11 protein-coding genes are annotated in these 13,682 nt (G+C 45.9%); 7 read left to right on the top strand and 4 right to left on the bottom strand.

The features are described 5' to 3' along the window. Nucleotides 1–30 precede the first annotated feature (30 nt). A complete protein-coding gene (locus tag EKM76_RS02985) occupies nt 31–1,419 on the top strand; it encodes an RsmF rRNA methyltransferase first C-terminal domain-containing protein (RefSeq protein WP_191986900.1) in 1,389 nt (462 codons plus the stop codon). 32 nt (nt 1,420–1,451) lie between these two features. On the opposite strand, the gene fni is transcribed toward EKM76_RS02985, so the two are convergent. The 4 genes from fni to mvk form a co-directional block, all read right to left on the bottom strand. Beyond that, a complete protein-coding gene (gene fni, locus EKM76_RS02980) occupies nt 1,452–2,498 on the bottom strand; it encodes a type 2 isopentenyl-diphosphate Delta-isomerase (protein WP_125549191.1) in 1,047 nt (348 codons plus the stop codon). Between the two features lie 49 nt (nt 2,499–2,547). Next, complete coding sequence (locus tag EKM76_RS02975) at nt 2,548–3,621, bottom strand: phosphomevalonate kinase (RefSeq protein ID WP_125549190.1); 1,074 nt, start codon at nt 3,619–3,621, stop codon at nt 2,548–2,550. 90 nt (nt 3,622–3,711) lie between these two features. Next, nucleotides 3,712–4,686 (bottom strand): diphosphomevalonate decarboxylase, encoded by a 975-nt coding sequence (mvaD, locus tag EKM76_RS02970; protein ID WP_125549189.1) that lies wholly within the window; start codon nt 4,684–4,686, stop codon nt 3,712–3,714. Beyond that, on the bottom strand, nt 4,679–5,698 hold the full coding sequence (gene mvk, locus EKM76_RS02965; protein WP_225417862.1) for a mevalonate kinase: 1,020 nt from the start codon (nt 5,696–5,698) through the stop codon (nt 4,679–4,681). The genes mvaD and mvk overlap by 8 nt, the downstream gene beginning before the upstream one ends. A gap of 244 nt (nt 5,699–5,942) precedes the next feature. Between mvk and EKM76_RS02960 the strand changes: the two genes are divergently transcribed. The 6 genes from EKM76_RS02960 (at nt 5,943) to nth (ending at nt 13,586) form a co-directional block, all read left to right on the top strand. Continuing rightward, nucleotides 5,943–8,756: a helicase C-terminal domain-containing protein gene (locus EKM76_RS02960; protein WP_225417861.1), complete on the top strand. Its 2,814-nt coding sequence runs from the start codon at nt 5,943–5,945 to the stop codon at nt 8,754–8,756. Between the two features lie 93 nt (nt 8,757–8,849). Continuing rightward, nucleotides 8,850–9,326 (top strand): cell wall elongation regulator TseB-like domain-containing protein, encoded by a 477-nt coding sequence (locus tag EKM76_RS02955; protein ID WP_125549188.1) that lies wholly within the window; start codon nt 8,850–8,852, stop codon nt 9,324–9,326. A gap of 17 nt (nt 9,327–9,343) precedes the next feature. Beyond that, nucleotides 9,344–10,534: a pyridoxal phosphate-dependent aminotransferase gene (locus tag EKM76_RS02950; RefSeq protein ID WP_125549187.1), complete on the top strand. Its 1,191-nt coding sequence runs from the start codon at nt 9,344–9,346 to the stop codon at nt 10,532–10,534. 280 nt (nt 10,535–10,814) lie between these two features. Further along, nucleotides 10,815–12,113 (top strand): asparagine--tRNA ligase, encoded by a 1,299-nt coding sequence (asnS, locus tag EKM76_RS02945; protein WP_125549186.1) that lies wholly within the window; start codon nt 10,815–10,817, stop codon nt 12,111–12,113. A gap of 56 nt (nt 12,114–12,169) precedes the next feature. Beyond that, nucleotides 12,170–12,919, top strand: a complete 750-nt coding sequence (locus EKM76_RS02940; RefSeq protein WP_225417860.1) for a DnaD domain-containing protein — start codon at nt 12,170–12,172, stop codon at nt 12,917–12,919. Nucleotides 12,920–12,935: 16 nt separating this feature from the next. Beyond that, entirely contained in the window at nt 12,936–13,586 is a 651-nt protein-coding gene (nth, locus tag EKM76_RS02935) for an endonuclease III (RefSeq protein WP_125549185.1), read from the top strand. The last annotated feature ends 96 nt before the right edge of the window (nt 13,587–13,682 follow it).

The following is a 13,682-nucleotide window of genomic DNA, read 5'->3' as shown; positions in this document are numbered from 1 at the left end:
GATCAAGTTCCAATGCAGTGCTTGATTTAAATGAAAAGGGGAACTAGTTTGTTACCAGAAGGATTTACAGAAAAATATCAGCGCCTGCTGGGTGCAGACGCGGTGCCGTTTTTAGCCAGCTTTCAAGTTGAAGGACATAAAGGTTTTCGACTTAATCCGTTGAAGCCAAATCCGCAGGCGGTGAGCTTAGATCTGACTCAGCCAGTACCGACGACGCAGTGGGGCTATTATGGCGCGGTTAAAGGCCGTCAAGTGGATCATCAAGCAGGTTATGTCTATAGCCAAGAGCCTAGTGCAATGCTAGTTGGGGCTGTCGCAGCGCCACAGCCCGGCGAGCGCGTGCTGGACCTATGTGCCGCACCCGGTGGTAAGACCACGCATTTAGCCAGTTTTATGCAGCAAAAGGGCTTATTGGTGGCTAACGAGATCATGCCAAAGCGGGCCAAGATTTTAGCCGAAAATGTGGAGCGTTTTGGCATTACTAACGCCGTGATCACCAATGAGACACCAGAGCGGTTAGCACAAAAATTTCCCAGCTTTTTTGATCGGATTTTAGTCGACGCTCCTTGTTCCGGGGAAGGCATGTTCCGCAAAGATCCGGGTGCTAAAAAGTATTGGACACCAGATTATCCGCTGGCTTGTGCGCAACGCCAGCGCGAAATTTTGACCGAAGCACTAAAAATGTTGCGGCCTGGTGGGGAAATCATTTATTCGACTTGTACGTTTAGTCCTGAAGAGGACGAGCAAATTATCGCTTGGTTATTGCAGCAGTACCCATTGACGGTGGTGCCGATCACGCGGCAAGCGGGCATGAGTGCAGGCCGCCCAGAATGGGCCGATGATAATCCAGCGTTGGCCGGAACTTTGCGGCTTTTTCCACATTTATTTGCCGGGGAAGGTCATTTTATCGCTAAGTTACAGCTAGCGGCGGATGCACCTACAGCGGTAGTTAAACCGCAATCGAAGAAAAGTAAACGGGTGGCGCCTGCTTTAACGAAGGAAGAGCAGCCTTTATGGCAAGAATTTGCCCAGGCGACGTTGCCGAGCGCCGCCTATCCGCATTTATTAGTCCATCGTGATTATTTATTTGCGCAGCCAGAGCCCATCGCGCTGAAAGGCTTGAAAGTAGTTCGCCCTGGCTTGCCGCTAGGGATGTTCAAACGCAATCGGTTTGAGCCCGCCTACGCTTTAGCCTTGACGTTGACCACCGCTAAGCAGGTACTTGATCTAACGACAGCACAATATGTGAAGTATGTTCACGGCGAAACCTTTACCTTGCCAATAACCGGTAAGGGCTGGTATTTACTACGTTATCAAGAAAAATCGGTTGGTTTCGGTAAATTGACGGGCACCACAATGAAAAACTTTTTCCCAAAAGGCCTGCGTTTTGTGGCCGATGTCGGCGAAACAGAAGACTAAAAAAGACAGAATCCACTTGGATTCTGTCTTTTTTATAGTTTAATTTGGCGTTGACTCGCATAGCTTAATAATTCAGGACTGAAAATCAGCTGTGCTTTACGCGGCAATTCACTGACGTTACGACAACCCAGCAGGGCGAAAATCAATTTTAGTTGGTCGCGCCACGTACTTAGCAAAGCGCTGGTTGCAGCGGGTCCCTCTGTTTGTAAATGATGTAATATGGTACCGGCCATGCCGACTGATCGGGCACCTAGGGCTAATGCTTTAACGATGTCCAGTGGATTGCGCACGCCGCCAGAAGCGTAGATCGTCAATTGCTGGGCATAAGCGCGACTTTCCAGTAAGGATTCAACAGTCGATTGACCCCAGCCGGTCAGATAATCGAGGTCATGTTGCGGTCGGCGAGCATTTTCGATTTCAACAAAATTGGTGCCGCCGCGACCACCAAGATCAACGTATTGGACGCCTGCTGCCATTAGTTGTGCTAATGTTTCGTGGCTCATCCCGAAGCCGACTTCTTTAACGATGACCGGTACCGGTAATTTAGCAACTAATTGGGCTAAATTATCTAGCCAATAGAAACGTTGTTCGCCTTCAGGCATTACGATCTCTTGTGGCGTATTGAGATGGATCTGTAAGGCGTTGGCTTGCAGCATATCGATGACTTGTTCAGCCTGAGCTAAAGTCACATCAGCACCTATATTAGCCAATATAACGCCATTAGGGTTAGTTTGGCGCACAATTGCAAAGCTAGCGGCCAGTTCAGTTTCCTTCAAAGCAACACTTTGCGAGCCGGTGGCCATGGGAATATTTAAATCTCGCGCGATCGTAGCCAGATGTTGATTAAGCTGTTGCGTCCGCGGGCTGCCACCAGTCATGGCGTTAATGTAGAAAGGCAAGGCGACGGTTTGCTCCGCTAATTGACTGGTTAAATCAACTTCGGCCACAGCAATCTCCGGTAAACTTTGATGAATGAACCGAACTTGATCAAAGTCATTTGCTTGCGTGGCTGCATAGAACTTTTCTGCTAAAAAAACATGTTCATCCTTACGATGAGCATGCGGGGATAGTTTAGTCATTTAGTTACCTCCAAGAATGCTAGGCTGGCTGTAGCCACAACGTTGCGGCTTAAATCGTCACGTTGTGCACGGCTAATGCCAATTGTTCGATACCGTTATTTTCCCAATTGACGGCTAACTGTTGCGTTGGCTGAGCTGCATCTAAAATCGCAATACCGCAGTCACCACCGCCGGCACCAGAGGATTTAGCAGCACCGCCGAATTCTTCGGCTAAGTTGCACATTTTTTTCAGTAGCGGGGTTTCGATTGAAACATGGCTAAAATCGCTTAGCTGCTGTAATAATTCGCGGTTACGCTTGATCTGAGTTTGAATGATGGTCAGATCCTTTTGTTTAAAACCGGCAATCATCGCTTGTAAACAAGCGGTACTCTGATTCAGAAATTGTTGGTAAGCGCGGCGTTTTTTAGCTTTGGCGATCGTGATCTTATCGACTAATTGCGACGTTGAGGCCGGTGAGCCAGTCCAACCGATCATCAATTGTAAATTTTCTGGCGGTGTTAGTAATTCAATATTTAGTTGTGGCCATTCAAGATCAAGTAATTCGGTCAGACTCGACTCACGGCGCATTGCTTGGAGCCAATCACGATCGAAAGCCTGATAAGCGATCCAGCCACCATAAACGCTGGCCGCAATATCGCCTAATGAGCCATTGCCTTGAACGTCTAAATGAGCGATCGCAGCTAATTTATAAAGTTTATCCTTAGCCAGTGGTAACTCATAGTAAGCCAATAAAGCTTTGATCGTTGCGACGGTGACCGCCGCTGAACTGCCTAGGCCATATTTTTTACCATCGGCGGAATCTAAATCGCTGTTGATCTGTAAATGATATAGAGATAATCGTTTACCAGCCTCCAACGCGTATTTTTCCGTTAACCGAATTGCCGAGAGAATATAGTGGAATGGGTTATCCCGGTTATCAAACACCATTTCGTCACCTTGGCGTAACCAATAAAGTGAATTCTCCTGATATTGTTTTGAAGCAATACTGCCAAAATCGGCGCTTTTTTCAATGCTGACCGTCACAAATTGATTTAATGCGACAATAACAGCGGGTAAACCAGTCTCCACAACTGCGTATTCACCCGCGATATATAGTTTGCCAGGGGCCTGAGCCGTTATCAAACAATCATTTCCTTTCAACCACAACAATAGATATGGGCGTGTAACCAAAGCTGCCGTTCTAACTTAGTTGGCACGCTTTCGTTATGCTCCCTAAATATACGCAATGCCAGGGCCAGGCTTAGCCACCAATAAATGATCGGCAGGGAAGTGTTGACGTAGCTGCGCAAGAATTGCGGGCGTCTCCTTGGCCGAACAAATAACCTTCACGTTCGGACCCGCATCCATAGTATAATAACAAGAAATACCATTATTACGCAAGTTTTGAATTATTTCAATCGCTTGCAGCGTTTCTGGTTCAAAATACGTAAATGGCGGATTCGCGCTGAGTGTGGTGGCGTGCATCTTCATTGCGTTAGTTTCAGCTAATTGTCCGATTAAATTTAAATCTTTTTTAAGAATTGCCGCTTTCATCGCCAGCAAGTCTTTTTCAGCGGTGGGTGGCCACGCGGCGTAGTAAGGCGAAGTCGCAACAACTTGGGCCATTCCAGCGCGACTAGCGACTTTTTTCGGCCGTGGGTCTAGCAAAATAGCAATCATTTGGATGTCAAAATCAATATTTTCTTGAAAAGGGAGCGCCAGCGAATCGGCATCATTGTGGCCTTTTTGCCATTCAACAAAGCCGCCATAAATTGAGCGGGTCGCCGAGCCAGAACCGCGGCGAGCTAAGCGCGATAATTCGGGCAAACTTAGTTCAAGTCCAGCAGCTTTACTGGCGGCAGCAGCTAAAGCCGCAAAGCCAGAAGCCGATGAGGCTAAGCCGGCAGCAGTGGGGACATGATTAGTGGAAGCGACGCGGGCAAAAGTTTGAATACCAGCTCGTTGCCGGACTAAATCTAAAAATTCCCGTACGCGCAGGCCGGCTACATTCGTTAGTAGCTGACCATCAATACTAATTTGATCCTGGTCCAGTGTTGGCAAAAATTGAACGGTGGTATCGGTATAAAATGGTTCTAGCGTGAGCGATAGACTGCTATTTTGCGGGATGATCAATTTAGGATCAGCTTTACCCCAATATTTGATCAGTGCAATATTTGTGTGAGCACGGGCCGTAATTGATTTATTCATAGTCCAATTCTCGATTCGTTAGTTGATTGAGGTGAGCGAGCGGCTGGATCCAGGTCTGAGTGACACCTTCAGCCCTTAAAGCAGCTAATAGTCGATCCGTATTAGCCTGATCGGCGGTTAAAGCGATAATACAGCCACCGCGACCACCACCGGTTAATTTAGTACCAAGACTGCCATTGCGTTGAGCCACGAAAACCAAGTGGTCGATGGTTTGATTACTGACACCTAAAGTTTGTAGAATCAATTGGGCGCTGGTGAAGTTTTGGCCGACTTGGGCCAGTTGCTGTGAAGCAATGGCGTTGCGAGTCGATGTCGCTAGCTCAGCTAATTGATCCATGAAGACTGCGGTTTCTTGCGGGAAATCAGCCATCCGTTCGCGAACAGTTGCCACCGCGGGACCAGTTTGGCCGCGGATACCACTATCGGCGATCACTAAATTACCATCTAAGTTAATTGGTAAGTTGTAACTGGCTTGACCTTTAACGAACCAAATTGGTGCCGTGGCACTGGTAGTTGCTGCGTCCATACCACTGGGATCGCCATGGGTGATTTTTTCGGCAACATTTGCTAGTTCAAGTAACATCGCCCGATTGATTTTCTGACCAAAAAAGCTATATAAACTGCGGATAACGGCAATTGCAGTTGCAGCAGAGGAACCCATGCCGCGTTCAGCTGGGATCTCGCTGGTAATGGTCATTTTAAAATTGGCTTGGCGCTGATTTAGCCGCGCCAAGATCGTTTGGATCAATTTACGGATGCCGGCGAAACTTTTGATCGACCGTTCTAACGGACCAGTATAGTAAGTACTTTCAATTAATTGGCCTTGTTCAATGGCGGTGGTTACTGCGGTCAGCTTAACTGCCGTTAAAGGCACGACGATCGCCGGCTTACCATAAACTGCAGCGTGCTCACCGATTAAAATGATTTTGGCGTTGCTTACACCGATGCCTTTTTCTAAAGTCATTGCGCCACTCTTTTCTATTTTTAAATTAGCGAATATCTCAAAAAGCATTTAGTAAGCCGCTTTTGAGACACGTTTAGATTAGATCAGTTATAAAGTTCTTAATTTCAAGCTGCATTTAGTTAATTTTATCTGTGCACTCATCAATAGTTTATACATTGTCGTGAATAAAGTAAATACTAGTTATAAAGAGATGAAATAGCTTTCATATAAATAAGTGTTCAACCTAATTGAATTGCCGTTATAGGTGGAAAATGCTAATATGCTACTAGTAAACTCAAAGAAAAGAGACCAGATGCCGACCATGAATAAAGACTCGATCTACGCCATCGTTGATTTAGAAACTACCGGCACTAGCGTAAAAAACGGTGATCGAATCATCCAATTCGGTTGCGCCTTGGTACAACATGGCCAAGTCATTGATCAAATTGCTTTAGATATTAATCCCGAGCGGGAAGTGCCGCCGACTATTTTACAATTGACGCACTTAACAGCGCGGCGCTTAAAGGTGGCCCCGTATTTTGAAGACGTGGCGCCAACCATTAGTCGGTTACTGCGCGAGACTATTTTTGTAGCCCACAATGTAAATTTTGACTATCCTTTTTTGGATGCTGAATTGCAACGGGTGGGGCAGCCAGCTCTTAAGTTAGCGGCCGTTGACACCGTGGAGTTGGCACAAATTTTATTGCCGACCGCGGTCAGTTACCGGCTCAGTGATTTGACTCAATTATTAGCGATCGAGCACACTAATCCGCACCAAGCTGATAGTGATGCGTTGGTCACGGCGCAATTATTTATTGCGCTCAGTCAGCGCTTGGCCAATTTGCCGCTGGTGACACGCCAAGCCTTGGCTAAATGCGCCACACGCTCGGCGCGGGAGACTAGTGCTTATTTTGCGTTACACGCCCAGCAGAATGACACCGTATTGCCAGAATACTTGTATGTTAGTCACGGGTTGGCCCTCCGTAAAAAAGTGATCGCCGCAACGCGTTTGACCACCACGACTAAACCTTACCCAGATACAGACGCGGCAAAGAAACACTATTTGCAGCCGCTATTGAAATGGCGTAAAACCCAAGGTAAAATGATGGATCTGATCTATACAAACTATACGCAGCAGCCACAATCGATGATTTTGGAGGCCGCCACTGGCTTAGGTAAGTCACTGGGTTATTTATTGCCCTTTAGTTTTTTGCTGCAAGGCAAGCAACAATTAGTAGTCAGTACGTCGACCGCTGTGTTGCAGACTCAATTTGTTCAGCAAACGGTACCACTGCTAAATCAGCTTTTAGACGTCAATCTACAGGCGGCGATCGTTAAAAGTCCGCAACACTACATTGATCTGGCTAAATTCAGTCAGTCATTGGAAGTGGCGGATAACGTTAAGCAGACCCAGTTATTGAAAATGCAGTTATTAGTCTGGTTGACGATGACTAAAACGGGTGATTTTGCTGAATTGCATTTAACAACTTATCATTCACCGTTATTTGCGGAGATCAGTCATCACAGTCACGAAATTATCGCACAAGATGCACCATTTGCGGCGGATGACTTTTGGTTGGCGGCGCGGAAGCAACAGCAGCAAGCTGATGTATTAGTGACTAATCATGCCTTCTTAAGTCAGCACGCCAATGATGAACACTTTTTCGCGGCCGGCAGTTATTTAGTTGTCGATGAAGCGCAACAATTACCAGATGCGGCTTTGAAGGCTAGCAGTCAACAAATTATCGGCGGCGCGATCATGCAGCTACTAAAACGACTACATAAATCTCTGGCTGGTAAATCGACACAGCCGACGCTGACTAGCTTGTTAGCCGCTGATCCAGTGGCCAGTTATAATATCGCGGCGTTAGACTATGGGCTTACCGAGTTCGGTGAGCTACTGTTGCAGCTACAGACCCAGTTGTACACCGACTTTATTGTTGACCAGATCGCAGCTGATCGGCGTAATGGTTTCATCGAACGACCACTGAAGCCAGCTGAGTTGGCGGATTGGGTGGAAACTAATCAAGGTGCCGGCCAGAAGCTACGCCGCTTACTTAACGATTGTTTATTAATGGCGGATAAGCTAAGTCAGCGCTTGTTAAGTGAACAAGCCAGTTGGTTAGTCAGTGAACAAAAATTATGGCTTAACTTTGAACAACAATTGCAAGAATTGCTTCAAGTACGCAGCCTGTTACGAACGGTTTTTACTCAATTACTTGATCATGACGGCGGCCAGCTAGTCTGGCTGACTTCTAAGGATTATGGTGACGCCGCCAGCCTAACGTTACAAATTAGTCGCTTGGATGTTACCCCACTAGTGGCACAGCTGCTAGCACATTTTGCGCCACCAGTCTTTACGGGTGCTACATTAACGGTGGCACACAAATTTGATTATTTTAAGCAACAAATGGGCTTGACCGATATGGCAGTGGTGGAGAAGCGATTTGCCAGTCCATTTCGTTATAAACGCCAGGCGGCCTTTTTTGTGGTCAATGATGGTCCAGCGATTCGCGGTGCCGCAGATCACGCCTACACCACTTACGTCGCCCACGCTGTTTATCAGTTGACCCATGATAATCAGCGCCAAACATTGGTTTTGTTTAACTCTTTGCAAATGATCGCGGAAGTTTATCACGCGTTGTTGCAGACCAACTTGCCACTAGAACGAGAAATTTTTGCGCAAGGGATGACTGGCAGTAAAGAGCGGATCACCAAACGATTTAGCCTCAGTCGGCGCGGCATACTGCTAGGTACCGGCAGTTTTTGGGAAGGCATTGATCTGCCTAAGGAAGCATTGGAACAATTAGTGATCGCACGGCTACCGTTTGAAGCGCCGGATGGTATTTTAACGCAAGCACGCTACCAGAAACTAACTGCGGCCAAGCGCAACCCATTTTTCCAGGAAGCTTTGCCGAAGGCCACATTACGGCTGCGGCAGGGCTTTGGTCGGCTGATTCGTACCAGTGATGACCGCGGAGTGATGGTCATACTTGATGATCGTATTGTAACGACATCTTATGGCAAAAGGATGCTTAAAACCTTGCCAGCCTCATTGCCAAAAACAACTGCCAGCCTCACCGAAGTAGCAACGGCGGCTAATGAATTTTTCGCAAGAAAAGTTTAAAATTTTCAGGCTAAACGATGTGGTAAAATCTGCTATAATAATTAATTAAGAAGACGACTTTATTGACAGCTAAAGCCATGTAGAGGGGAAATCATGCGTAAACATTGGAAATCATATAGTTTAATTGGCGTGATTTTAGTGATCATTGTCAGTGCATTATTCATTTATCATGCAGCAAATAAACCTGCAGTGACGGCGCGGCGTGAAGCAGTCACCTTGGCCAAAAAATATGGTCATGTGACCACTGTGGATGATTTTTATTGGTTCAACCGTAAACAAAGTTATTTGACAGTTGCTGGGCAAACGAAGCAGCAACCCGTTTTTGTGATCATTGCTCAAAAAGGTGGCAAAATCACCGTGTTGAATCAAAGCTCAGGCATTTCTCGGAATACAGCCTTAAAACAGGTTTGGCGGACGCAGGCACCGAAAAAGGTTTATAATGCAACTCTAGGACTTTATCAGAAAAAACCAGTTTGGGAGATCGCTTTTGCCGATAAAAACGGCCATTTAGGTTACCAAACACTGGATTTTAAAACAGGTAAGTCAGTTAAATTGATCAAAAATATATAGGTTTGGGGAGTGATAGTATGACACTATCGAAAAATGTAATGAAGGTGCAACCATCAGCCACGTTGGCAACGTCGGCTAAAACTAAGGAAATGATCGCTAACGGGATCGACGTTATAAATCTAGCAATCGGGGAGCCTGATTTTGTAACGCCTGACTATATTCAGACAGCGGCCATTGAAGCTATTCGTTCAGGCAAGACCAGCTTTTATACACCAGCTGGCGGGTTGCCAGAATTAAAAACCGCGATTGGACAGCGAATTGCGGTTGAAACAGGGGTTCATTATGACAATAAGCAAATCATTGCGACTACTGGCGCTAAGTTTGCGTTATATTTGATTTTTGAAGTGATCTTGAATCCTGGCGATGAGGTTTTATTGCCGGCACCATTTTGGGTCAGCTATGCCGAACAGGTCAATTTAACTGGCGGCACACCGATTTCTGTTGCAACAACAGGGGCTGGCCATAAGGTGACTGTCGCTGATTTGGAAAAAGCACGGTCAGCGAAGACGCAAGCGCTGGTTTTGAATTCACCACAGAATCCATCTGGGTTGATCTATACAGCTGCTGAATTGACTGCCATCGGGAATTGGGCCGTGGCGCATGATATTTTACTGATTTCTGACGAAATTTATAGCAATTTAGTTTATAATGGAAATCAGTTCACCTCGATGGTGGGTTTAAGTGAAGCTATCTGTAAAAACACGCTACTAGTTACCGGCGTTTCCAAAACTTATGCAATGACCGGCTGGCGGATGGGCTATGTCCTAGGTGACCCTGCGATCATCAAAGCAATGACCACGGTTGCCAGTCATGCCACTGGTAATCCAACCACAGTGTCACAATACGCTACAATCGCAGCCTTAACGGGTGATCAGCAGGATACAGAAGACATGCGCCAAGCCTTTGAACAGCGGTTGAATCTTCTATTCCCTAAAATTCAAAGTTTACCTGGTTTTGAATTAACCGAAAAACCTCAAGGCGCTTTTTATTTATTTCCTAATGTTAAGCGCGCGGTTGCGTTATGCGGGTATGCGACGACAGAGGCATTCGTTGACGGCCTGCTAGAAGAGGCTCACGTGGCGGTGGTCCCTGGCCGAGCATTTGGTCAACCTGATCACATCCGCATCAGTTACGCAAATGATCAAGCGTCATTGTTGGCTGCCTATCAACGATTAGCTGACTTCATTCAAACCAAAAGTAACCAGTAGAACTAGTTGCTGCAGTAAAAAGCACCATAAAATAGTGAGATAGGGCCATGTTTCAACTAGGCGATTTTTGCCTAAGTTGAATGGATACTGGCGCTCGTTCTTAGTAACACTACTAGCAAATGTGAGCTAATAGTTCATTTTAAATCAGGTACAGCTTACTTTCCGTTGTCGATTGGACTATGCCAAAGTACGGCAAGTCCAAGTCGCACCGCCACGAACATCAACGCTTTTTACTTTAGAAAAAAGCACCATAAAATAGTGAGATAGGGGAAATTCTTAAATGGTTCAACAAATTAATATCATTGACGCAAAAAATCATGTCGATGAAGAGGTCAAAATCGGGGCTTGGTTAACCGATAAGCGCTCCAGCGGGAAAATTGCTTTCCTACAATTACGCGATGGGACTGCTTTTTTCCAGGGCGTTTTAGTTAAAGCTGCCGTTAGTGAAGAAATTTTCCAATTAGGGAAGCAATTACATCAAGAAGCTAGCATGTGGGTGTATGGCACGATCCACCAAGATACACGGTCGAAGTTTGGTTATGAGATCGAGATCTCTAATCTTGAATTAGTTGGTGAAAGTGAAGGCTATCCAATTACGCCTAAAGAGCACGGTGTTGATTTTCTACTTGATCATCGTCATTTATGGCTACGTTCGCGGCGGCCATTTGCAATCATGAAGATCCGTAACGAAGTGATTCGCGCCAGCTATGAATTCTTCAATGCCCGCGGCTTCATTAAAATGGACGCGCCGATTTTAACTGGTAGCGCCCCAGAAGGCACCACGGAATTGTTCCATACGGAATACTTTGGCCATGATGCTTACTTGTCACAAAGTGGTCAGTTATACGCTGAAGCGGGTGCTCTTGCTTTTGATAAAGTCTTCACCTTTGGTCCTACTTTCCGAGCTGAGGAATCTAAGACCCGGCGGCACTTGATTGAATTTTGGATGTTAGAACCAGAAATGGCATTTATCCATCAAGAACAGAGTTTGGAGGTTCAAGAAGAATACGTGGCCTATTTAATTCAAAATGTGCTCGATCATTGTGATTATGAATTGGATCTACTGGAACGAGATAAGGACGTACTTAAACGCTATACTAAGTTACCTTATCAACGGATCAGTTATGATGATGCGGTCACACTGTTGCAGAAAAATAATTTTGATGTAGAATGGGGCGTCGATTTCGGTTCACCGGAAGAAACTTTCTTAGCTGATCAGTTTGAACAGCCTGTTTTCGTTTTAAACTATCCAAAGAAGATCAAACCATTTTACATGAAGCCACATCCAACTCGTGAAGACGTGGTCATTTGTGCCGATTTGTTGGCGCCAGAAGGTTATGGCGAAATTATCGGTGGTAGTGAACGGGCAACTGACTATAACTACTTGTTGGAGCAGATCAAGCAAGCTGGCTTGGATCCTGAGGAATATAGCTGGTATTTAGATCTGCGTAAGTATGGTAGTGTGCCGCATGCTGGCTTTGGGCTTGGCTTAGAGCGGGCATTGACGTGGATCTGTGGCGTCGATCATGTTCGTGAAACGATTCCGTTCCCACGCTTGTTGAACCGCATTTACCCATAAGCAATAAAAAAGCGTTAGGCACATTGAACGGAATTGGTTCAATTGCGGCGCTTTTTTTGTTAGAAAAGGATGGCAGTATGGACGATACCTTTATGCAACAATTTATTAATGCTGGGCAGACAACTGTTTCCAGTTTATTGCTGGCGCACTTTCATGAATTAGGCATTACTAATGACGAATTTTTAGTTTATCTAGAGTTAAAAAGTTTTTACGATGCCGGTGACCACTTCCCAGAAATGGTGACTATTGCTCAACGGTTACGTCTTTCCAGCACGCAGGTTTATCAAATTATTCACCGCATGATCCAAAAGAAAATTTTAACTATTGATACGACACAGGACAAACAAGGCCGCAGCCAAGATCAGTATGATTTCGCGCTAATGTATCGGAAATTGGCGACTTATCTCAGTCAGCAAAACCAGCAAGTCGTTGAACAGAAAACAACCAACTCGCGGCAGCAGTTATTTGAACAAATTGAAACTGAATTTGGTCGACCGCTGTCGCCGATGGAGTATGAAACTATCGCGGCCTGGTTGGATCAAGATCATTACCAAGCGGATATCGTGACGCTGGCTTTACGTGAGGCAGTTTTAAATCAAGCTTATAGTTTAAAGTACATGGATCGTATTTTGTTGAGTTGGGAACGGAAGCACTTGACCACCAAACAACAAATTCAGCACGAACAGGAAAAACGGCAGCAACGACAGCCAGAGGCTAGTTCTAGTGCAGCAGCAAAGCCCACCAGCGCGATTCCTGAGATCCCAATGTATAATTGGGCGGAACCTACTGATGACGATAAGCAATAGTTAGGGGGCAACAGGGATGTTATCGAAACAACAAACGCAGCAAGCGGTTGTGATCATGGGCGAAATGTTTCCCGATGCGCAGCCGTCACTAGATGCGCGGACCCCATTTCAGTATATGATCTCGGTGATGCTTAGTGCTCAGGCCACCGATATTTCAGTTAATAAAGTGACGCCGCAATTATTTACTGATTTTCCGGATCCACAGACAATGGCAGCAGCAACTGAAACTGCGTTGCAACAGGATATTCGTAGTATTGGGTTGTACCGTAATAAAGCCAAGCACATGAAGGCGGCTAGTCAGGCCTTGTTAGACGACTTTAACGGGGTCGTCCCGCGGACAAGAGCTGATTTAATGCAATTACCCGGCGTCGGCCGTAAAACCGCTGACGTGGTCTTAGCGGATGCCTTTGGCATTCCAGCATTTGCGGTGGATACCCATGTGACGCGCGTGACTAAACGGCTGCATATGGTACCACAAAAAGCAACGGTTCTGGAAATTGAGCAGCGACTAATGAAGTTATTGCCGCAAGAATTGTGGATCACAGCCCATCACCAAATGATTTATTTTGGTCGCTACCAGTGTTTGGCGCGGACGCCTAAATGCGCACAATGTCCGTTACTAGGCATGTGTGCTGACGGCCAGCACCGACTAGGGTTAAAAAAATAATGTAAAAAAGAAGCCTAACATTGTTAGGCTTCTTTTTGAAGTGCAACACAAAAGTTAGACAAAAGTAAATATTTCTACGCTGCTAAGGTATGTTCT

The organism is Loigolactobacillus zhaoyuanensis, from assembly GCF_003946385.1.
In the GTDB taxonomy this organism is placed as follows: Bacteria; Bacillota; Bacilli; order Lactobacillales; family Lactobacillaceae; genus Loigolactobacillus; species Loigolactobacillus zhaoyuanensis.
The sequence above is the reverse complement of the archived record's forward strand: the minus strand, read 5'-3'. Positions and strand labels throughout refer to the sequence as shown.

What these genes read in the sequence shown, in the direction of transcription:
- mvk (WP_225417862.1), bottom strand. Translation starts at nt 5,698, where the DNA reads ATGCTTTTTGAGATATTCGCTAATTTAAAAATAGAAAAGAGTGGCGCA.
- EKM76_RS02960 (WP_225417861.1), top strand. Translation starts at nt 5,943, where the DNA reads ATGCCGACCATGAATAAAGACTCGATCTACGCCATCGTTGATTTAGAA.
- asnS (WP_125549186.1), top strand. Translation starts at nt 10,815, where the DNA reads ATGGTTCAACAAATTAATATCATTGACGCAAAAAATCATGTCGATGAA.
- EKM76_RS02955 (WP_125549188.1), top strand. Translation starts at nt 8,850, where the DNA reads ATGCGTAAACATTGGAAATCATATAGTTTAATTGGCGTGATTTTAGTG.
- mvaD (WP_125549189.1), bottom strand. Translation starts at nt 4,686, where the DNA reads ATGAATAAATCAATTACGGCCCGTGCTCACACAAATATTGCACTGATC.
- nth (WP_125549185.1), top strand. Translation starts at nt 12,936, where the DNA reads ATGTTATCGAAACAACAAACGCAGCAAGCGGTTGTGATCATGGGCGAA.
- EKM76_RS02950 (WP_125549187.1), top strand. Translation starts at nt 9,344, where the DNA reads ATGACACTATCGAAAAATGTAATGAAGGTGCAACCATCAGCCACGTTG.
- fni (WP_125549191.1), bottom strand. Translation starts at nt 2,498, where the DNA reads ATGACTAAACTATCCCCGCATGCTCATCGTAAGGATGAACATGTTTTT.
- EKM76_RS02985 (WP_191986900.1), top strand. Translation starts at nt 31, where the DNA reads ATGAAAAGGGGAACTAGTTTGTTACCAGAAGGATTTACAGAAAAATAT.